Here is a 22,539-nt window from a genome sequence, read left to right on the forward strand (position 1 = left end):
GCGGAGTCGTTGTGCTTTTGCCAAGAAGTCGGGTAGAATGGAAAGTAACAGTTTAACTGGCAAACGAGAGCTTGGAGGACAACCATGAAAATTTTAGAGGATCGCATTTTAAAGGATGGCACGATTTTACCCGGGAACGTCTTGAAGGTGGATAACTTCTTGAACCACGAAGTCGATCCCCAGCTGATGGATCAGATGGGCGCCGAGTTCGCCCGGAAGTTCGCCGACGCCGGGGTGACCAAGGTCCTCACCGTCGAGTCGTCCGGGATTGCGCCGGCCGTAATGGCGGCCCTACACCTGGGTGTGCCGATGATTTTCGCCCGGAAGCACAAGAGTCTGACGCTGACCGACCACCTGTACACGGCTAAGGTCTACTCGTACACCAAGCAGGTCAATAACGACATCTCGATCGACCGGCGCTTCTTAAGTGCCGACGACAACGTCTTGATCATCGACGACTTCTTGGCGAACGGCCAGGCGGTCCAGGGCTTATTGGACATCGCTGATACGGCTCAGATCAAGGTGGCCGGCGTGGGCGTGGTCATCGAGAAACGCTTCCAGAAGGGCCACCAGCTGGTTCAGGACGCGGGAATTCCGTTGGTCGCGTTGGCCAGCATCGCCAAGTTCGAGAACGGCACGGTGACCTTCGCGCAAGACTAGCGGATGGTGCTTGTATCCGGCGCGGCAAAACTTTAAACTTAGGTTAGATGAAACTGGGCGCCCTCCGGTGCTCAGGGTGAACATTTGAACCGCCTGCGGGCACGACTTCGAACCTCGCAAGACCCGCGAGTTTTGAAGCTCGGCCTTATCCTAAGCCGACAAAGAACGTCGACTATAAGGTCGCTGGCTGAGCCCCTGCTCACCTCCGGGCTGTCAATTGGTCGTTGCCAGTTTTATTGGCGAAGACGTAATGTTATAGTCGAAGGTAGCTAATACTACCTGGTGGATGATCCACTAACCTTAGCGGAGCGGAGTCGACTGGATTGGCTATGGTGAGATTAATGTTAGTCGACGGTTTTAGTCGGCTTACATTAAGGTCGAGTTTCGGAGACCGCGGGTTTGGCGGGCTTCGAAATCGTGCCCACCATAGCGAATCTTGCTCGACGGAGCGCAGCGGCAATGCTTAACTAAAAAAATTAAAATTAAACTAAACGTGGAAAGTAGGGAGTAAATTGGCGAATACGGTCTTATATCCAGGAGATACCATTGGGGTGATTGGCAACAGCGCGAACGCCGCGATGTTGGTCACGACGGCCCGGAAGATGGGGTTGCACGTGGGGGCGTACGGTGCCGACGAAACCAGCGAAGCTTTACAGCTCGCCGATTTCAAGGCAGTGGGCACCACCAAAGACAAGGATAAGTTACAACACTTTGCGGAAAGCTGTGCCGCCGTGGTCTACGACTCCGACCACGTCAGCACCGACGTCGTGAAGTTCTTGGCCCAATTCACCCGGATTCCGCAAGGCAGCGACCTGCTAGAAATGATGCAGGACCGCTTGCTCGAACGGGCCTTCTTCGAACAACTCAACGTCAATATTGCGCCGTACGCCACGATTATTAGTCTCGATGACGTTTATCAATCCGTAAACTCCATCGGGTACCAGTGCGTCCTTAAGCCGATTCAAAAGGAATGGTCGCGGGGCCGGGAGTTAGTGATTCACACCCAGACGGACATCGCCAAGGCGGCCGGGCTACTGGACTGGGGGACCTACATCCTGGAATCCCAGATTGCCTACGATAAGGAATACTCCCTGATCGTGGCGCGGGACGCAACCGGGGCGCAACAGCTCTTCCCCATCACCGAGGCCCAGACCATCGACGACCGCCCGTTTAAAACCTGGGTCCCGGCTAACGTGGATCAAGCCGTCGCCGGTGAACTGCAACGCATCGCGGGCGAAGTCGGGAAGCACGTCAACTACGTGGGGGTCTACGAGGTCAGCTTCTACCTGACCAAGAGTGGCGCCATCTACGTCAAGAAGATTACGCCAGCGCCGAGTGAGAACGGCTACGTCTTTGCCGTGGCTGCCACGGTCGACGAGTTCGACCAACACCTGCGGGCCATCTGTGGCTTACCACTCGCCACGCCCCAGATTCTGACGCCCGCCGTCACGGTGGCCTTTAAGGTCAGCCAACAGCCGGCCATGCGGACTCAGTGGCAGATCAAGCCTAACTGGCACTTTAACTTCTACCACCTGCGCAACCAACGGCCCGACGACATCATGGGCCACATTGCCGTAGAAGGCGAGTCGGTCAAGACCATGTTGGACCAACTCGACGATACCGGAATCTGGTCGTCCCATGATGCGGATGACGAGCCGGCTGATTAATTGTAGTTAACGAAGAGACTTGCCCGGCCAACTGGCGGGTGGGTCTCTTTTAAATTTCTCAGCTGGTTAAGTTAGTGGCTTAAAGGGTTGGCCCCCGGTAAATCGTTGGGCAAGCTTTTCGCGGGGCTATCGGGTATGATAAACGTAATTCGAGCAACGCAAACGGTTAAGGGGGCCCTAACGATGGAGTACATCACGGATACGGAGTTACAACGCAAAGTTTGTCACTACTTAAATGGGGTGACGGATCGTCGTAAACCGGTGACGGTCACGGCCAAGAACGGTGATGAAGTGGTGATCATTTCCGAAGCGGATTACCGCAACCTGCGAGCTAACCAGCTGGTGTTGTGCGATCCGGCCCATCAGGCGTGGATTCAAGAATCCATGCGCCAGGTGCGCCAGCTCGATGCGCAACAGACTTCGTTGCCCCGGGCACTGGACGAAGCAAAATAGGCTGATTGATGACTACCCCGGGGTGGGTGGTCATTTTTTTAACGGAGGAGGAACGTAGTATGACGATTCACGAAGTTCAAGCCCGCCCCCAGCTGCGGATTGACCAATTGGTGGCGCTGTGGGAGGGCTCGGTACGCGCCACCCACTTATTCTTAACCGACGACGAGATCGTCCAGATCAAGGCCTACGTACCCCAGGCACTGCGGCAGGTGCCTAAATTGGTAGTGTTGACGGATAATAACGGGGAATTAGTGGCGTTTATGGGGCTGACCGCTCGCCACCTCGATATGTTGTTCATCGCCGCCGACCAACGCGGCCACGGGCTGGGGAAGCAGCTGCTGGCCTACGGGATTCGTCACTACGGCGTCAACCAACTGACGGTCAACGAACAGAATCCCGGCGCCCTGGGCTTTTACCAACACATGGGCTTTCAGGTGGTCGACCGCAGTGCCACGGACGAGCAGGGCCAGCCGTACCCGGTGCTGACCATGCGATTGAGGTAGCACGTAGAGGTTGTTTGGGCACTGATTAATCATTAGAAATGGCTCTTTAAGGCTCGGTGGGGACAGACCGTCAGTCTTAAAGAGCCGTTTTTAAGTCGTTAACGCGAGTGGGGTTAATCATCTAGAGCTTCAGTGGTTAGTTCTTCATTTTCCCGCCAAATTTTCCCTTAAATTCCCCGGGAACTCAGCAGAACGTATGTTTCTTTGGTATAATAGTCAGGACTAACTACAGAGAGGATTGTGTTCACGGTGGCAGGAGAAGAATTGTTAACGGGCATGAATGACAAACAAACGGAGGCCGTCCTGCAGACGGAAGGCCCCTTATTGGTATTGGCCGGCGCCGGGAGTGGCAAGACGCGGGTCTTGACTCACCGGGTGGCCTATCTGATCGAACACAACCACGTCTTACCGTGGCACATCTTGGCGATCACCTTTACCAACAAGGCCGCCAAGGAAATGCGCGAACGGGTGATCAAGCTACTGGGCCCCGACGGTAACGACGTCTGGGTCTCCACGTTCCACGCCTTGTGTGTGCGGGTCTTGCGCCGCGATGCCGATAAATTAGGCTACACGCGCGCCTTCACCATCGCCGACACCGGCGAACAGCGGACGTTGATCAAGCGGACCCTCCAAGAACTCAACTTAGACGTGAAGAAATACGACCCGCGTTCGGTACTGAGTACCATTTCGAACGCCAAAAACGCCTTGCAGACGCCGGCCATGCTGGCGGCCGCGGCGGGTGATCCCTTCAAGCAAAAGGTCGCCGAGGTTTACGACCGTTACCAACGAGCGCTTAAGGCCAACCAGGCCATGGACTTCGATGACCTGATCATGCTGACGATTCAGCTCTTTCAACAGAATCCCGACGTGCTGGGCTACTACCAGGACAAGTTTCAATACATTCACGTCGACGAATACCAGGATACCAACGACGCGCAGTACATGCTGGTCAACATGTTGGCCAAAAAGCACGATAACCTGTGCGTGGTCGGGGATGGTGACCAGAGTATCTACGGTTGGCGGGGCGCCAACATGGAAAACATCCTGAACTTTGAACGGGATTATCCGGGGGCTCACGTGACCTTACTGGAACAAAACTACCGCTCGACCAAGACCATCCTGGAAGCGGCTAACGACGTGATCCAACAAAACGTCAACCGGAAGAAAAAGGACCTCTGGACGGAAAATCCGGAGGGCGACAAGATTTCGTATTACCGCGGGCAAAACGAAAACGACGAGGCCCATTACGTGGTTGCTAAGATTCAAGAGGAACGGGAACAACACCACCGTGGCTACGGTGACTTCGCCGTGCTGTACCGAACTAACGCGCAATCCCGGGTGATCGAAGAAACCCTGGTCAAGGCTAACATTCCCTATACCATGGTCGGGGGCCACAAGTTCTACGACCGTAAGGAAATCCGTGACGTCCTGGCCTACCTGACGCTGATCGCCAACCCGGCCGACTCGATGAGCCTGGAACGGATCATCAACGAACCCAAGCGCGGTATCGGTGCCACCAGCCTCGAAAAGCTGCGCGACTTCGCCGACTACAACGACTGGACGGAGTTGGAGGCCACGCAAAACATCACACTGGCCACCAACATCAGCACCCGGACGCGTAACGCCATGGACAAGTTCGGCCACACGATTGCCACGGTACAGGCCACGGCGGCGACGGCCAGCGTGTCCGACATCACCAATGATATTTTAGAGAAGACCGGCTATCTGAAGCTCCTGAAGGACGCCAAGTCGCTGGAGGCCGAGACCCGAGTGGAAAACATCGAGGAATTCCTGTCCGTGACCCAGAAGTTCGACACGGATTGGGACCAGGCCGACCACGACGAGAACGACAACCGGTTGGTCGAATTCCTAGCCGACTTAGCGTTAGTGTCCGCGCAAGACGACGTCGATGAAGAACCCGCCGAGGTTACCTTGATGACGTTACACGCCGCCAAAGGGCTGGAATTCCCGGTCATCTTCCTGATGGGTCTGGAAGAGGGCATCTTCCCGTTGTCGCGGGCCATGCTCGAAGAAGACGAACTGGAAGAAGAACGACGGCTGGCCTACGTGGGGATCACGCGGGCGCAGGACAAGCTGTACCTGACCAACGCCTATTCGCGGATGCTGTATGGCCGTCGGCAGAATAATCCAGAATCGCGGTTCGTGACCGAGATCAACCCGGAACTCCTGCACCTGGACTACAGCGAAAGCAAGAGTGGCCTGACGCCATCGCGCCGGGACGTACCGTTTGCCCGACGGACGGCCAGTGCGGTTGCCAAACCGTACCACGGCAAGACCGGCCGGGTCACTACCGACACGGGTACCGGGGCCGGCAAGGTTGCCTGGACCGTCGGTGACAAGGCCAGCCACAAGAAGTGGGGCGTCGGCACCGTGGTCAAGGTCAGCGGGACCGGCGAAGATGCCGAACTCGACATTGCCTTTCCAGAGCAGGGCGTTAAGCGGCTCTTGGCCGCCTTCGCCCCTATCAAGCGGGTGGACTAAATTTAAGTTACCAGCGTCACGGCGGTCACCGACCGTGGTGGCGTTTTTTTCGGGGGTAGCAAGTAACATTTTTGGGATATCTAGCGTAAAATTAGGGTGTTATGGTGTGTGGGTTGGCGCTCCACGCCGTCGATTAGCGACTGGTAGTGGGCACGATTCTGAAGCCTCGAAAGTGCCGAGTCTCCAGAACTCGACCTGATGGTAAGCCAGCCCAAAACGCTGACTAACCATCATTTCACTACCAGTCACCACTCGACTCTGTTACGCTCACGTTAGTTGTTGCTGGCTGCGGATGAGTTAGGACCTCACTAATAGCCAAGGACGCAACCGGGGTTAATGGTGGGTAATCTCGTGAGTACTTTTGGCGGCTAAACGATCGCCACTAATTGTGTAATTTGCCATCAATTCGTAGCGCAACGGAACCGACTGGATTGGCCATGGTGAAATTGATGTTAGTCGACGGGTTTGGTCGGCTTACATCAAGGTCGAGTTCTGGAGACGCGCGGGTTATGCGCGGCTTCAGAATCGTGCCCACCATAGCTAATCTTGCTCGGTGGAGTGGAGCGACAATGCTGCACCACATTTAATTTTGATAAAAACCTGAAGGGGGAGCAATTCAGATCATGACTGACAAACCCGTACAGAACTTAACCCAACAACAGGCCGCCGCGGAAGCCGCCGACCTGCGGCCCCAACTCATCCAGTGGGGGAAACAATACTACGACGCCGACGCCCCGGCCGTCGAAGATGACGTTTACGACCGAGTTTACGCCCGGTTGGTGGCCTTAGAGACCGCCTTTCCCGCCATCGTGACGCCGGAATCGCCGACCCAACACGTCGGCGGCACCACCCGCGGTGACCTGCCCAAGGTCAACCACGACATCCCAATGTTGTCGTTGGGCGACGTCTTTTCGCTCGACGAACTCAAGGAATTTGACGCCCGGTTACGAAAGGACGTGGACGCCGAAGACGGGGATGACGCTGGCTTCGACTATAACTGCGAATTGAAGATCGACGGCTTAGCGATTTCTCTACGGTACGAAAACGGAAAATTCGTCCAGGGCTCCACGCGGGGCAACGGGCGGATCGGCGAAGACATCACCGCCAATCTGGCGACTCTCCCGTCGATTCCGAAAACGCTGAGTCGGCCGCTGACCATCGACGTGCGGGGCGAATGCTACATGCCGAAGCAGGCCTTCTTGGACCTCAACGCTCGCCGTGAAGCCGAAGGGGAGGCGCCCTTTGCCAATCCCCGGAACGCCGCGGCCGGTAGCCTGCGTCAACTCAACGTGCAGGTAACCGCCGACCGGAAGCTAGCAACCTTCATGTATAACATCGCCGACTACGAGCCGTTGGACACCCGGACGCAAAGTGGCTTACTCGATGAACTGGCCGAGCTAGGCTTTAGCACCAACCCGACCTACCAGGTGGCCCACGACATGAACGACGTGGCCGCCTATATCGACCAGTATCAGGCGAAACGCGCCGACTTGGCGTACGGCATCGACGGCATCGTGATCAAGGCCAACCCGTTACCGTTACAGCGGACCATCGGGGCAACGGTCAAGGTCCCACGTTGGGCGATTGCCTACAAGTTCCCACCTGAAGAGGTGGAGACCGTGGTCCGCGACATCGAATGGACCGTGGGGCGGACCGGCATCGTCACGCCGACCGCGGTCATGGATCCGGTCCAATTGGCCGGCAGTACCGTGGCCCGCGCGTCGCTGCACAACCCAGACTATCTAGAAGCCAAGGACATTCGCTTAGGCGACACGGTCCTGTTACACAAGGCCGGCGACATTATTCCCGAAATCTCGCAGTTCATCGCGGCCAAGCGGCCAACTACCGCCCAACCCGCTCCGATTCCCGAGTTTTGTCCGTCCTGTGGCGCCAAGCTGGTCCACTTGGACGAGGAAGTCGCCTTGCGCTGTATCAACCCCAGTTGTCCGGCGCAGTTGGCCGAGGGGATGAACCACTTCGCCTCACGCAACGCCATGAACATCGACGGTTTGGGTCCCAAGATCGTGGCGCAGCTCTTCGATAAGCAGTTGGTCACCGACGTGGCGAGTTTGTATCATTTAACGACCGAACAATTGTTAACTTTAGATAAATTTGGGGACAAGTCCGCCCAAAACCTCTTGACAGCCATTGATAATAGTCGTCATAATTCATTAGAACGGTTACTCTTTGGCCTGGGTATTCGTCACGTGGGGGCCAAGGCCGGTCGGGTCTTAGCCGAACACTTCGGCGATCTGCACAGTCTGATGGCCGCGGACGCCGAGACGATTGCCGCCATCGACAACGTTGGCCAAATCATTGCCGACAGCGTCGTGACCTATTTCGCCACCGACCAGGCCCAGGCTCTGATCGACCGGCTGGCCGCCGCGAGGGTCAACTTGACCTATACCGGTGGGCCAACCGTTACGGCGCCCGTGAATCAGTTTACCGACCAGCGCGTGGTGTTGACTGGTAAACTCCAGGAACTGACGCGACCGGAAGCCACGGCCTGGTTAGAAGCCCACGGGGCCAAGGTCACCGGGTCGGTGTCTAAGAAGACCGACCTGTTGATCGCCGGTGAAGCGGCCGGGAGTAAACTGACCAAGGCCCAAGCGCTGGGCGTTCCAGTGTGGAACGAAGCCCAGCTGCGTGACGCCATGGCGGAAAATAACGGATAATCTTAGGAGGAAACAATCGTGAAACGGTTACGAACCTTTATTGCCTTAGCCGCCGTCCCCTTAGTTTTGGCGGGGTGTGGGGATTTGAGTAACTCGAGCATGTCGTCTGGCTCGGGCTCAAGTAAGTCGGGGGGCACCCAATTGACGGGGCAGTCCACCGATAGTGATTATGAAGGGGTCATTCAAAGTGGCCACTACCAGGTCAGCAAGTCGCGGGGCGTGACCAACACCCAAGACTCCGGGAACACTTACAACCTGAAGAGTTTTGAAAATGGGATGTTGAACGTTTCCAAGAAGGTCTTCTCCACCAAGAAGTACGTCTTCCAGGAAGGCCAGTACCTGAGTAGCACCACGGTGCAAAACTGGTTGGACCGCAAGTCTAAGACCAATACGACGGGCCTAAACCCGACGGATAACGGCTCGAAGTCAGCGAATAAGCGTAATCCGATTTACATCCAGGCCCTGGAAGAACAGGACTACATGACCCAGAAGAACAACAAGCTCTCCTTGGGTGGGGTGACCGTCGGAATCGCGGTCAACTCCGTGGATTACTACAAGAAGACCCAGTACGGGGCGACCTACGAGACCAAGATTGATCAGGCAACCGGGGAAGCCTACGCTAAGAAGGCGGCGAACACGGTCCTGAAACGCTTACGGCAAAAGTCGGCGTTAAAGAACGTGCCGATCGTGATCGCCGTGTACCGGCAGGCCTCGAACGATAGCCTGATTGGCGGGAATTTCCTGGCTTATTCGACCAACAAGGCCGGCACAACCAGTGTGGCCAAGTGGACGCCGTTAAACGTGAAGAACTACACCTTCCCGTTGTCGAGCGGCCAAAGCAGCTCGAACAGTAACGACGCCAGCTCCTTCTCTAACTTCAAGAGCCAAGTCGAAAACTTCTTCCCGAACCTAAGTGGGGTTACGGCCCAAGCCCAATACGATGGCAAATCGTTGGCGGGGATGCACGTGAACATCACCACGCAGTTCTACAGTCAAACGGAAATCATCAGCTTTACGCAGTACCTGCAAACTACGGCGCAGAAGTACCTGCCGTCCGGGGTGCCAATCGATATTACCGTGTCGTCGACGGATGGGATTCAAAGCTTCCTGTCGCGGACCAAGAACGAAAAGAAGTTCACCAGTCACGTCTTTAACAGTTACTAAACAGCACGTAAACGGTCGTCCGGTGGGGCGGCCGTTTTTATTTAGTAGAGTTTTTGGGGGGCTTCCGGTCAAGTCAGACTGGGCTAAAACGGGGTGGGGCCTTGTAAATTTGACGAATGTCTCGTGATTGCCCTTTCAGGCAAATATTTTTGATGAGTTCGTTTTGGTCGCCTACGGTTCTATGGTAGAATAGCAATGTGTGTTTACACGCTGGACCCCGGCAGATCAATGCCGGCGGCCTAGCAGACAGACGTGTGGATTTAAGCACTGGGCTGCGTTACCGACTGAGAGACGAATGATTGACTCGAACGGAGAATTGGCGCACCAGTGTACGGCCGGAAGGCGACAGTTTAAACCGACACGTCACGGATAAATTAGAAAGAGGGACAAATTGATGGCTAATCGAATCAATCGTGAACAGGTTAAGCACGTGGCTGAACTGGCCAAGCTTGAGTTTACGGACGACCAATTGGACGCCTTAACCCCACAACTTGACGATATCATTGGACTATTCGAATCGCTGAGTGAAGTGGATACCGACAACGTGGAACCAACCACCAACGTCACGGATCAGATTAACGTGATGCGCGAAGACGTCGCCGATAACTGGGGACAAAGCGCAGCACTCTTAAAGAACGCACCCGATGCCGCTCGCGGCTACATCAAGGTGCCAACCATCATCGACGAAAGCGAGGATTAATCAATTTATGGACTATTTCAAGCAAGATCTCGCTAGCTTACACGCGGACTTGGTGGCCAAGAAGATTAGCGCCAAGGAACTGACGCAAGCCACTTTCGAGAACATCAAAGCGACCGATTCCAAGATCGACGCCTTCTTACACTTAAACGAAGACCAAGCCCTGGCCCAAGCCGACGCGCTCGACCAAGCCGGCATCACCGACGACCAACCTTTAGCCGGGATTCCACTGGCCTTAAAGGATAACCTGGTCACCAAGGATCAGCCCACGACGGCGGCCTCCAAGATTCTGGAAAACTTCACGCCGGTTTACGACGCCACGGTGGTCAGCAAGTTAGCTGCTGCTAAGATGGTGCCGGTCGGTAAGACCAACCTGGACGAATTCGCCATGGGGGGCTCGACGGAAAACTCCGCCTTCAAGACCACGAAGAACGCCTGGGACCAAACCAAGGTTCCCGGTGGGTCTTCGGGTGGTTCCGCGGCTGCCGTTGCGGCGGGCATGGTGCCCGTCGCCTTAGGGACCGATACCGGTGGCTCCATTCGCCAACCGGCTTCCTTTAACGGCATCGTCGGCATGAAGCCAACGTACGGCCGGGTTTCTCGGTGGGGCCTGATTGCCTTTGGCTCAAGCTTTGACGCCATTGGCCCGATGACCCGTTCCGTCAAGGACAACGCCATGATGCTTAGCGCCATTGCCGGTCACGATGATCACGATCTGACCAGTTCCGACAAGGCCGTGCCGAACTTTGCGGCCGACTTGACCGCCGCCACCAGCGTCAAGGGCATGCGTATCGGTTTACCCAAGGAATTCCTAGCCGACGGGATTAACGACGACGTTAAGCAAGCCATCTTGGCCGCCGCCGACACCTACCGCAAGTTAGGCGCCACGGTCGACGAAGTTTCCCTGCCGCACAACAAATACGGGGTCGCTGCTTACTACATCATCGCCTCATCCGAAGCCTCCTCGAACCTTCAACGGTTTGACGGGATTCGCTACGGTTACCGCGCCAAGGACGTCAAGAACCTGGAAGACGTCTACGTGAAGTCGCGTTCCGAAGGGTTCGGGGCCGAAGTCAAGCGCCGGATCATGTTGGGGACCTTCTCGTTATCGGCTGGGTTCTACGACGCCTACTTCTTGAAGGCCGCCAAGGTGCGGACCGTGATCTTAAACGACTTCAAGGCCATCTTGAAGGATCACGACTTCATCATGGGACCGGTGGCACCGACGCCCGCCTTCAACATCGGGGCCGAAATCGCCGACCCACTGACCATGTACATGAACGATATCTTAACCATTCCGGTGAACTTAGCGGGCTTACCAGGGTTGTCCCTGCCAGCCGGCTTCAGCAATGGTTTACCCGTCGGCATGCAGCTGATCGGGCGTCCGTTCGACGAAAGCACGCTCTACAAGGCCGGGTACGCCTTCGAACAAAACACCGAATTTCACACTAAAGTACCCGCGTTAGGAGGCCAAAACTAATGAATTTTGAAACCACCATTGGGCTGGAAGTCCACGTGGAGTTAAAGACGAACTCGAAAATCTTTAGTCCGTCACCCGTTGAATTTGGGGACGATCCCAACGCGAACACCAACGTCATCGACTGGGGGTACCCGGGGGTCCTGCCAACGACCAACAAGGGCGTGGTGGCCGATGGGATCATCGCCGCACTCGCCTTACACGCGACGGTCGAACAACACACCCACTTCGACCGGAAGAACTACTTCTACCCCGATAACCCTAAGGCTTACCAAATCACGCAAGCCGACAAGCCCATCGGTCACGATGGCTGGGTCGAGATCGACATCGACGGCGTGAAGAAGAAAATCGGGATCGCCGAAATGCACATCGAAGAAGATGCCGGGAAGAACACCCACGAACGCGACCACTCCTACGTCGACTTGAACCGGCAGGGGACGCCGCTGATCGAAATCGTGTCCAAGCCCGACATCGCGTCGCCGGCCGAAGCCTACGCCTACCTGGAGGCCTTGCGGCAGCGGATCCAATTTACCGGGATCTCCGACGTGAAGATGGAAGAAGGGTCGATGCGGGTCGACGTCAACATTTCCGTGCGTCCCGTGGGCCAAGACAAGTTCGGGACCAAGACCGAGTTAAAGAACTTGAACTCCTTCAACTACGTCAAGCGCGGGTTGGAATACGAAGAAAAGCGTCAACAACAAGTCCTGATGTCCGGTGGTTCCGTGCGGCAGGAAACGCGGCGGTTTGACGAAAAGACCGGTGAAACGATCCTGATGCGGGTCAAGGAAGGCTCCGACGATTACCGTTACTTCCCAGAACCCGACTTGCCAGCCCTGAGCATTTCCGATGACTGGATCAAGCAACTCGATGAGGCCATGCCCGAAATGCCAACCGACCGGCGGCACCGTTACGTCACCGACCTGGGCTTGACGGACTACGACGCCATGGTCATCACGCAGACCAAGGAAATGTCCGACTTCTTCGACGCCATGGTCGACTTAAAAGCGGACCCCAAGATGGCGGCCAACTACCTGCAAGGGGACGTCAACGCTTACCTGAACGACAATCAAGTTGATTTGGCCAAGACTAAGTTGACGCCAGCCAACTTAGCGGGTATGATTAACCTCATTTCCGACGGCACCATTTCGACCAAGATGGCCAAGAAGGTCTTCAAGGCCGTGACCAACGGTGAAGAACCCAAGGCCTTCGTCGAAAAGCATGGGTTGGTTCAATTATCCGATCCAGCTAAGTTACAACCAATCATCGATGACATTTTGGACCAGAATCCGCAATCCATCGAAGACTTTAACAACGGGAAGAAGCGGGCCGTGGGTTACCTCGTGGGTCAAATCATGAAGCAAACGCACGGACAAGCCAACCCACAAGTCGTCAACAAGCTGTTGATGGCGGCTTTGAATCACTAGAGAAAACACGGAGGCACCAAACATGCGTAAACGGGCACGGGTCATTTATAACCCAACCTCAGGCCGCGAGGCGTTAAAGAAGGACTTAATCGACATCTTAGCGGTGTTCGAACAGGCGGGTTATGAAACCAGCGCCTACGCGACCACCCCGGCACCTAACTCGGCACAAGACGAGGCGACCCGGGCGGCCAAAGCGGGGTTTGAATTAATCGTGGCGGCGGGCGGCGACGGCACCATTAACCAAGTGGTTAACGGGATCGCCGGTCTCCCGCACCGGCCCAAGATGGCCATCATCCCGGCCGGCACCACCAACGATTACGCGCGGGCACTCCACATTCCGCGCGAAGATCCCTTAGCCGCGGCCAAGGTGGTTCTCAAGGATCAGACCATCCAGATGGACATCGGCCAGGCCGGTGAGCAGTACTTCATCAACATTGCGGGCGGGGGGTTACTCACCGAGTTGACCTACGACGTACCGTCGAACTTGAAGTCGATCTTTGGCTACCTGGCGTACCTGGTCAAGGGCGCCGAGTTATTGCCACGGATTAAGCCGATCGAAATGGATCTGACCTACGACGGCGGCCATTTTCGCGGGCAGGCCTCGATGTTCTTGCTGGCGTTGACCAACTCCATCGGCGGGTTCGAACAGATTGTGCCCGACGCGGCGCTAGATGACGGGAAGTTCACCATGATTATCGTCAAGACCGCCAGTCTGCCGGAGATTCTCCGGTTGATGGGCCTGGTCTTGAACGGTGGTCGGCACATCAACGACCCGCACATCCTGTACGTCAAGACCAACAAGGTTACCGCCCGGCCGGTCAAGGACCGCATGATGATCAACCTGGACGGCGAATACGGGGGCGACGCGCCGATGAAGTTTCGGAATTTGAAACAACACATCGAGATGTACGCCAACCTCGACGCCATCCCGGACCACGCGGTCACCAGCGAAACGGCCGAGATGTTAGCGGCCGAAGAGAAGTTCGTCAAGCAGGTCCAGGATCTGCCGGCGGACGCCGAAAAGTAGTTTGTAAAGTTAAAAAGTTTACGGGAAAGGGATTTTGCGTGATAATAGGGCAAAGTCCCTTTTCTAACGTCTAATCAATTTATGAGGTAATTTAATGAAAATCAAAGCACCAGTAACCAAGAACGAACGACTCGACGTGACCATCGCCGACCTGACTTATCAGGGGATGGGGGTCGCCAAGGTCGACGACTTCTCCTTATTTGTCGAAAACGCCTTACCGGGCGAACAGGTGACGATTCAGGTCACCAAGGTTCAAAAGCACTACGGGTTCGCCCGCGTGGTGGCTTGGCAGACCAAGTCGCCCGATCGGGTCGAAGACGTCGACAAGACCTACCGGCAGACCGGGATTGCGCCGTTACAACATCTGGCGTACCCGGCCCAACTGAAGTTCAAGCAACACCAGATCGCTGAACTCTTCAACAAGGCCCACATTGACGTGACCGTGGCGCCGACGCTGGGGATGACGCACCCGACCCAGTACCGCAACAAGGCCCAAGTGCCCGTACGGATGGTGAAGGGCCAACTGGAAACCGGCTTTTACCGCCAACACAGTCACGAGCTGATTCCGCTGACCGATTTCTACATCCAGGACCCCGAAATCGACAAGGCCATCGTTAAGGTCCGTGACCTCTTACGCCAATTCGAGATTCCGGCTTACGACGAAATCAACGACAAGGGTGTCATTCGTAACGTGATGGTGCGCCGGGGCGACTACAGCCACGAGATGATGATCGTGCTGATCAGTCGCCAACAGAAGCTGCCGAGTCAGGCCCAACTGGTGGAACAGATCCACGCGGCTTTACCGGAAGTGACTAGCATCATTTTAAACGTCAATGCTAAGCGGACCAATGTCATCATGGGCAACGTCACGCGCGTGCTGTACGGCAAGCCAACCATCGAAGATACTTTGATGGGCTTGACGTTTGCCATCTCGTCGCGGTCGTTCTACCAGGTCAACCCGCAACAGACCGAAAAGCTCTACCAGATGGCCATCGATAAGGCCGGCCTGACGGGTAACGAAACGGTCATCGATGCGTACTGTGGGATTGGGACCATCTCACTGGCCTTGGCTAAGCACGCTAAGCAGGTTTACGGGGTGGAAATTGTTCCGGAAGCCATCGAAGACGCGAAGATCAACGCGCAGAAGAACCACCTGACCAACGTGGAATTCGCCGTCAACAAGGCCGAAGATCAGATGGCCCAGTGGCAAGAAGCCGGTGTCAAGCCGGACGTGATCGTGGTCGATCCACCACGCAAGGGTCTGGCGCCCAGCCTGATCGACAGTGCGGCACAGATGGGCCCCAAGAAGGTCGTCTACGTCAGCTGCAACCCGGCCACGTTGGTGCGTGACGTTGCGCACTTCCAGGAACTGGGTTACGCCATCGACGGCGACATCCAGCCGGTCGACCAGTTCCCGCAAACGCCGCACGTGGAAAGTGTCACGGTGCTGAAACGTGTTGACTAGTTAAATCTGAGTACTGCTCTTAGATATTTACAGGTACTTGAAAGTGTACTTTTTCCTTTATAATGGAAAAGGTACACTTTTTAAGTACTTATTGGGAAAACATGATTTGCTCGTGTTGGGCTGTTATGCATTGGATAACGGTCTGATAAGAGAACTTAAATAATAGATTTTGATGATATTACGCTATGGAAAATGGCAGGTCCACAGATGGTTTTTGCTACGGAAAGAGTGAGAATTTATGAAGGTGATTCAGTACAACTTAACTGGAGAAGTTATTAAACGGTATTCGAGTGATTTCAATCAGTTTGAGGATTACCCAGTGGGCGAAAAAGTGAGAATTACGACAACAAGTGGTCAAAAATATGTTGGATTTTGGCAAACGTTTTTCACTACATATTTTCCCGAGCAAATTCAGATTTTTCGATATAACTTAGATGAAAAAAGCTCTAAACTAATGGGATTCGATGACACATTGATATTTATTCCCGTAAGAGATATTGCTAAAATTGAAGCAATTTTATACAGTAGCCCAAGGTGGGGAGGACGGCCGACAAATGAATTTCCTTTTTCCCAACCTATCAAAAATGATTTACCAAAAAGTCATTAGGATTTGGTGGATCAGGGGTATCAAGGCCAGAAATTGATTAACGAATTTAAGGTAAGGAAAAAAGAAATTCCAGCCGCAGTGGACAGGTTAGTCACGCAAGCAGCGCAGCCCCCGACCCTAACTAAAGCGGAGGCAGCAAAACAAATTGGCCTATAAAGTTCGGCTTGATAAACGAGGCGTTTTGAGCGACTTCTCGGTATGTGCAAGTGACCGATCGACTAGCGGATACCATCGATGATGGCGGGAGTATCGTCGTTATCTTTTTGGCCGGGTCACATGAAAACTTTTATGAAGAACTAAAACGGATATTGATATGATAGCTTTTGGGATGCTTTACGGGCACAAAACCACCGTCATTTCCAAACTAAAAGCAGCTTTCTCGAGTAGGAGAAGGCTGCTTTTGCGGTTCATTACCGTTCGTCCATGCCACGGTAGTACGACTGGTTAAAGGTATCACGGGTTAGGTTATGGTCGTGTAGTGCTAGATCCGCGGTGGCGACCCAGTTCGGGTTACGTAAGAGTGCGCGCCCCTCTAAAATCAGGTCCGCTTGATGATTTTGCAGAATATACTCGCACAGTCCCGGATTATCCAATAGGCCGACCGTGGAAACGGGGATGTCGACGGCGTGCTTGAGTTTGGTGGCAAATTTAGTTTGGTAGCCGTCGTGAACCGGGAAGTTGGGTTTTAGTGGGAATAATCCCCCGGTCGATACGTCGAGCAAGTCGACCCCATCGGCTTCCAGCCACTGGGCCACCCGCTGCCACTCGGAAAGTGAGTTTTGTTGGGTGCTGGGTTGGTAGTCGGTGAGGGATAGCCGTGTCCACAGCGAGCCGGAAAACTCGTCGCGAATTGCGGTAGCGATTTCGTGCAGGAGCCGATACCGGTCGCGTAAGGAGCCGCCATAGGGATCGTGCCGTTGGTTGACCACTGGTGAGAGAAATTGATCGATGAGGTAACCATGAGCGCCGTGAATGTCGATGACGTCCACCCCCGCTGCAGTCGCACGCTTGGCGGCCGCCCGGAAGTCCGCGACAATGTCGTGAATTTTTGGGATCGTTAGGGTGTGAGGTTGCCGATAATCGGGGCTATAGCGTTGGTCACTGGGCGCCACCGGAGTCACCGCGTCGACGGCTTTTCGTCCGGCGTGGTTCAGTTGAACGCCGACCTTGGCGCCGAGTTGGTGTAGGTTGGTGACTAGGTCACGTAGTTTAACGGCCTGAGCATCATTCCAGAGACCGAGATCGTTCTTGGTGATTCGACCGTCAGGGGTTACCGCGGTGGCTTCCAGGATGATGAGGCCCACTTGACCCATGGCGCGGGTCAGGTAGTGAGCAAAGTGGACGGGGGTCAGAACGCCGTCTTCTTGGGTCACGGCGTATAGGCACATGGGCGACATGACCACTCGATTTTTAAGTGATAGTTTGGCAAGGTGCGCGGGTTCCAGTAATTTTGACATGGCAAGGGTCCTTTCTACAGGTGTTGCCTTTAGTGTATCACGTAAGGGCTATCATTTCGGAGACCGATCGACAAAATGAATTATCCGCCGTAGAATAAATGTGTTATCTAAAATTTAATTTTAACCAATCAATTAAGGAGTGAAGGATCATGGATCAAAAGTTTTTAGATGTCATCAAGGATGAAACCCCGGCCACCATTGTGACCATCAATGCGCAACCGGCGAGCGTGGTTAACACCTGGAGTCACTACATTAATGTGGTTAATGATCAGACGTTGTTGATTCCATCAGCGGGGATGCACTCTATTGAAAATGATTTTCAGACGGACAATCACGTGACCATCGCGATTGGTAGTCACAAGGTCGAAGGGACCCAAGGGCTGGGTTGTGGGTATCACATTCACGGAACCGGGACTTTTGAAACCAACGGGGCTAACTTTGATCGGATGAAAGCGCAATTCGATTGGATCCGAGCCGTGTTGGTCGTCACCATTGACGATATTCAACAAAAAATTTAGTAAGTGGTTTCCGTTGAACTGAAAACGGCGGATTAGTAAAATAAAATTGCAAGTTAATAAAAAATGGCCAACTTGGCATTTTAGAATGCTGATGTAGTGGGATTTGTTTAGTGTGTTCCCCACAAGTGTGGGGGTGATTCTAGGATTCTTTCGATAGCTTCTAGACATTTAGAGTGTTCCCCACAAGTGTGGGGGTGATTCCTTTTAATTAATAACGGCGATTTGGATATTGTAGTGTTCCCCACAAGTGTGGGGGTGATTCCTGTTATTATCATAGCATTATACAGTAGAATAAGTGTTCCCCACAAGTGTGGGGGTGATTCTTTTACTAATAGCTGTATCAGATACTTTATCTAGTGTTCCCCACAAGTGTGGGGGTGATTCCAAGCATTAATAAGTATGGTTTTAATGAGTATGGTGTTCCCCACAAGTGTGGGGGTGATTCTGACGCTATTAGTCAAGTATTGGGGGTTGAATAGTGTTCCCCACAAGTGTGGGGGTGATTCTAATACTAAAGAGGATTTAAAAGAATTACAAGAGTGTTCCCCACAAGTGTGGGGGTGATTCTATCCATAATTAGAAATCCGATTTTCTATTACCGTGTTCCCCACAAGTGTGGGGGTGATTCTAGGAGGTAGACAATTAAATAAGCACAAATTAAGTGTTCCCCACAAGTGTGGGGGTGATTCCGCAAGCCAACCCAGCCACTAGTACGTGACAACGTGTTCCCCACAAGTGTGGGGGTGATTCTTGTATGTGATTGGGACTCAACCTGTGATGTGAGTGTTCCCCACAAGTGTGGGGGTGATTCCCGCCGTCCCTGCACCTTGTGCATCAATTTCAAGTGTTCCCCACAAGTGTGGGGGTGATTCCGGTAACCATGTCATTCAACAGTGACTCATTGCGTGTTCCCCACAAGTGTGGGGGTGATTCTAACAGTTAGGAAAATTGAAAACGGTGCAACGAGTGTTCCCCACAAGTGTGGGGGTGATTCCATTGACGCCAGCCTCAACTAAAGAGCAGGTAGGTGTTCCCCACAAGTGTGGGGGTGATTCTGAATCGGATTGATACGAGGATAGGTCAACAATGTGTTCCCCACAAGTGTGGGGGTGATTCCGAGTACGCCGATGATAGTGGGTTAACTCTTAAGTGTTCCCCACAAGTGTGGGGGTGATTCCATGTTAGCTTCGACTACGAGATTATCCAGCTTGTGTTCCCCACAAGTGTGGGGGTGATTCTACACACCTTGGGCAATAACCGATTCCTTTTCTGTGTTCCCCACAAGTGTGGGGGTGATTCTGTTTACAAACTAAAAGCGCACTAACCGTCCGTTAGTGTTCCCCACAAGTGTGGGGGTGATTCTAAACAGTATGAAATCTTACAAGGCTGGGCACGGTGTTCCCCACAAGTGTGGGGGTGATTCCAACATGCGTTTGTGGTCGTTGATGAGTCCTTGGTGTTCCCCACAAGTGTGGGGGTGATTCTATTACCATGACGAACTCGAATGATGTGTATGCGTGTTCCCCACAAGTGTGGGGGTGATTCTGAGTTGAACCAGCAATTCTATCACGTCCTAGAGTGTTCCCCACAAGTGTGGGGGTGATTCTAGAACAAATATAGATTATCATCCCTTAATTGGGTGTTCCCCACAAGTGTGGGGGTGATTCCGTTATCGGCATCGCTCACCGTTGTATCAGTCTGTGTTCCCCACAAGTGTGGGGGTGATTCTGTGAACGGTACGATGGCCAAGCTTAATAGTGAGTGTTCCCCACAAGTGTGGGGGTGATTCCGTATAGAACTCGCATTTTGGGTTTGCGCAATAGTGTTCCCCACAAGTGTGGGGGTGATTCTTAGTGGCAGTGGTAATGCCAGCATACCGATGGGTGTTCCCCACAAGTGTGGGGGTGATTCCTTTATCTGTCGGTATTTGAACCTTGAATGGAAGTGTTCCCCACAAGTGTGGGGGTGATTCCTACCGCGTCCGCTAAATGCTTGACATGGCTCGGTGTTCCCCACAAGTGTGGGGGTGATTCCGCTGTCAAAGGGGTCAAGAAGGCCCTTAAGCCGTGTTCCCCACAAGTGTGGGGGTGATTCTAACGTAGTTGTAGCGATTGAATCGTATGCTAAGTGTTCCCCACAGGTGTGGGGGTGATTCCTCCACCAGCACCGCCGCCGATACTACGCCGCAGTGTTCCCCACAAGTGTGGGGGTGATTCCGGCTGCGTGAGGATTCCGCCCGTCTTCCGAACGTGCTCCCCACAAGTGTGGGGGTGATTCTGAAAACTTGATACGGAATTGTGGTATTTACGGGTGTTCCCCACAAGCGTGGGGGTGATTCCGCGAGTGCGGCCACCAAAGCTAAGAAAAAATGGTGTTCCCCACAGGTGTGGGGTTGATTCTTTTCCTTGGTTTAACCGCTCACTGCACAAAAAGTATTCCCCACAAGTGTGGGGCAATTTCATATTATGTTCTCTTTTAAAATGACTGTTCAATCTTGAATGGTCACTTTTTACTAAAAGTATTTGAGAAATCAAATTACAGTTCTGTGTCGCCGTTAAGCTAGCTTTAAGAAAGCGTAGTCAAAATAGTATTTCATACGGATAACCGTTTTTACTAACTAGAGACCTGAACCTACACAGGGATTCATCTTATAGCCGGCTACCGCTAACCCAGAGATTAACGGGTCGCCTATTTTTTTATATGAAATCTTAAAGAGATTAAGGATTTGTCACAACCGGTTTTTCTCGAATTTTCTTTGCTATACTGACCTCGTTCGTTAGAACAAAGGCATTTATATCAAGGAGGATTTTTAATATGAAATCAAGCTTATCCAAGTCATTATACTTAGGCTTAGCGGCTTTAAGCTTTGGTGCCGTTGCGACGGTGGCCACCACTTCAACCGCCAGTGCCAAATCCTACGCTACCGCGGGCGCATACAAAACATTGACCACGGCCGCAACTTCTCGGAACGTCGAATCGACCGGGACCAACGCTTTGTACACCAAACCAGGGACTGTCAAGGGAGCCAAGGTCGTGGCTTCTAAGGCTAAGATGGCGACCTTTGCGTCTTCCAAGTCCTCAGCCAACTACTTCCGAGCTTATGGGGTGAAGACGACTAACCGGGGTTCCGTTTACTACCGGGTTGTTTCCATGGATGGTAAGTACCGTGGTTACATTTACGGTGGGAAGTCTACTTCAAGCTTTGCCGGTGGTATCAAGTCCGCTTCGACCACGACTAGTGCCACGATGCCAACGCAAACTAAGAACTACTACCTGAAGGACACGACCAAGAACACCATCTGGACGGCCCCTAAGTACACGCAATACAAGGCCAGCAAGGTTAGTCTTTACAGTTCCGCCAAAACCGACAAGTTTACGGTGGACCAAGCCGCAACCAAGACGCGTGAAGGTTCTCTGTACTATCACGTGACCGATACCAGTAACTCCGCCATCACCGGGTGGATCTACGCGGGTGGCTTGACCACCACGGCCCCTTCCGCAACGGCGACGAGCAGTAACAGTGTCACGGTGAAGTACGTGGATGCAAACTATAGTGCCGTTGGCTCAGCGCAAACTTGGGTCACTTCTACGAGCGATACGACCGAAGGCGCTGCTTTAGGGACTAGTGACTTGTCCTCACTGAACAGCTACATCACGTCTAACGTACCATCCGGCTACACGGTCACGGATTCCAGTTTGACTTCCGCTAAATACGGAAGCACGATTCAAGTGAAGGTTGCTAAGGCGGCAACCTCTAAGGTGACGTTCAAGTCTGAAGGGTCTTCCACGACGGACACGGCCACAATCACCGCTGCTAGCTTAGCGGACAAGGCCTTCCCATCCCTGACTACGACGGAACAAGAAGTCTTCACGGGTGACGCCGATGACACCATCGACATCAGTACCGCATCCGTCTTCACGTCTGGCAAGTTGAACACCTTAACTGGTGCGACCCAGACCGATTCCGACGGGAACAAGACTTACAAGGTCTACACCTTTGATGCTACGACAACGAAGACCGCTAACAGCAACACCAAGTACGGTGATGGTGTCACGGCTTACTACACGGTAACCACCAAGACTGGTGACGCGCCTACCACGTCTACGGATACGGGTAACACCAACTACGTAGATTAATCCGCTCCCTCCAAACATGTTAAAAAGCTCATTTTCGGCTAGATTGCGGCCGGAAATGGGCTTTTTCATTGGAAAATAAATTGTAAGTTGGCGATTGTCTCAGTAG

General features: G+C 53.6%; 16 protein-coding genes and 1 CRISPR repeat array. Of the genes, 15 read left to right on the forward strand and 1 reads right to left on the reverse strand.

All coding sequences use genetic code 11. The annotated features are described in order from the left end of the window. The first annotated feature begins 84 nt into the window (after positions 1-84). From RI501_RS05125 to RI501_RS05185, 13 genes are all read left to right on the forward strand, one after another. Positions 85-660, forward strand: a complete 576-nt coding sequence (locus tag RI501_RS05125) for a xanthine phosphoribosyltransferase (protein ID WP_313820646.1) — start codon at positions 85-87, stop codon at positions 658-660. Positions 661-1,172: 512 nt separating this feature from the next. Beyond that, complete coding sequence (locus RI501_RS05130; RefSeq protein ID WP_313820647.1) at positions 1,173-2,327, forward strand: ATP-grasp domain-containing protein; 1,155 nt, start codon at positions 1,173-1,175, stop codon at positions 2,325-2,327. 183 nt (positions 2,328-2,510) lie between these two features. Beyond that, a complete protein-coding gene (locus RI501_RS05135; protein WP_313820648.1) occupies positions 2,511-2,780 on the forward strand; it encodes a type II toxin-antitoxin system Phd/YefM family antitoxin in 270 nt (89 codons plus the stop codon). Between the two features lie 59 nt (positions 2,781-2,839). After that, a complete protein-coding gene (locus tag RI501_RS05140; protein ID WP_313820649.1) occupies positions 2,840-3,283 on the forward strand; it encodes a GNAT family N-acetyltransferase in 444 nt (147 codons plus the stop codon). 249 nt (positions 3,284-3,532) lie between these two features. Further along, a complete protein-coding gene (gene pcrA, locus RI501_RS05145; RefSeq protein ID WP_313820650.1) occupies positions 3,533-5,785 on the forward strand; it encodes a DNA helicase PcrA in 2,253 nt (750 codons plus the stop codon). A gap of 623 nt (positions 5,786-6,408) precedes the next feature. Further along, entirely contained in the window at positions 6,409-8,460 is a 2,052-nt protein-coding gene (gene ligA, locus RI501_RS05150; protein ID WP_313820651.1) for an NAD-dependent DNA ligase LigA, read from the forward strand. An 18-nt stretch (positions 8,461-8,478) separates the two neighbouring features. Further along, a complete protein-coding gene (locus RI501_RS05155; protein ID WP_313820652.1) occupies positions 8,479-9,624 on the forward strand; it encodes a CamS family sex pheromone protein in 1,146 nt (381 codons plus the stop codon). Between the two features lie 394 nt (positions 9,625-10,018). Further along, a complete protein-coding gene (gene gatC, locus RI501_RS05160; RefSeq protein WP_057731926.1) occupies positions 10,019-10,324 on the forward strand; it encodes an Asp-tRNA(Asn)/Glu-tRNA(Gln) amidotransferase subunit GatC in 306 nt (101 codons plus the stop codon). Between the two features lie 7 nt (positions 10,325-10,331). Further along, a complete protein-coding gene (gene gatA, locus RI501_RS05165) occupies positions 10,332-11,801 on the forward strand; it encodes an Asp-tRNA(Asn)/Glu-tRNA(Gln) amidotransferase subunit GatA (protein WP_313820653.1) in 1,470 nt (489 codons plus the stop codon). Beyond that, complete coding sequence (gene gatB / locus RI501_RS05170; protein WP_313820654.1) at positions 11,801-13,222, forward strand: Asp-tRNA(Asn)/Glu-tRNA(Gln) amidotransferase subunit GatB; 1,422 nt, start codon at positions 11,801-11,803, stop codon at positions 13,220-13,222. Before gatA ends, gatB begins: the two co-directional genes overlap by 1 nt. Positions 13,223-13,244: 22 nt before the next feature. Continuing rightward, complete coding sequence (locus RI501_RS05175) at positions 13,245-14,249, forward strand: diacylglycerol kinase (RefSeq protein ID WP_313820655.1); 1,005 nt, start codon at positions 13,245-13,247, stop codon at positions 14,247-14,249. Positions 14,250-14,343: 94 nt separating this feature from the next. Beyond that, positions 14,344-15,714 (forward strand): 23S rRNA (uracil(1939)-C(5))-methyltransferase RlmD, encoded by a 1,371-nt coding sequence (gene rlmD, locus RI501_RS05180; protein ID WP_313820656.1) that lies wholly within the window; start codon positions 14,344-14,346, stop codon positions 15,712-15,714. Between the two features lie 238 nt (positions 15,715-15,952). Next, the gene (locus RI501_RS05185) at positions 15,953-16,321 is read left to right on the forward strand and encodes a hypothetical protein (RefSeq protein ID WP_313820657.1); all 369 of its coding nucleotides are present in this window, start codon (positions 15,953-15,955) and stop codon (positions 16,319-16,321) included. Positions 16,322-16,731: 410 nt separating this feature from the next. Here the strand turns inward: RI501_RS05185 and RI501_RS05190 are convergent, their stop codons facing one another. Then, positions 16,732-17,778 (reverse strand): oxidoreductase, encoded by a 1,047-nt coding sequence (locus RI501_RS05190; protein ID WP_313820658.1) that lies wholly within the window; start codon positions 17,776-17,778, stop codon positions 16,732-16,734. Between the two features lie 149 nt (positions 17,779-17,927). Between RI501_RS05190 and RI501_RS05195 the strand changes: the two genes are divergently transcribed. Further along, complete coding sequence (locus tag RI501_RS05195) at positions 17,928-18,296, forward strand: pyridoxamine 5'-phosphate oxidase family protein (RefSeq protein WP_313820659.1); 369 nt, start codon at positions 17,928-17,930, stop codon at positions 18,294-18,296. Positions 18,297-18,408: 112 nt separating this feature from the next. Further along, positions 18,409-20,756: direct repeats of the CRISPR family, unit length 28 nt; unit sequence GTGTTCCCCACAAGTGTGGGGGTGATTC. A gap of 354 nt (positions 20,757-21,110) precedes the next feature. Continuing rightward, positions 21,111-22,433: an S-layer protein gene (locus tag RI501_RS05200; RefSeq protein ID WP_313820660.1), complete on the forward strand. Its 1,323-nt coding sequence runs from the start codon at positions 21,111-21,113 to the stop codon at positions 22,431-22,433. The last annotated feature ends 106 nt before the right edge of the window (positions 22,434-22,539 follow it).

Origin of the sequence: Levilactobacillus zymae (genome assembly GCF_032190635.1) — a bacterium.
GTDB classification, from domain to species: Bacteria; Bacillota; Bacilli; order Lactobacillales; family Lactobacillaceae; genus Levilactobacillus; species Levilactobacillus zymae_A.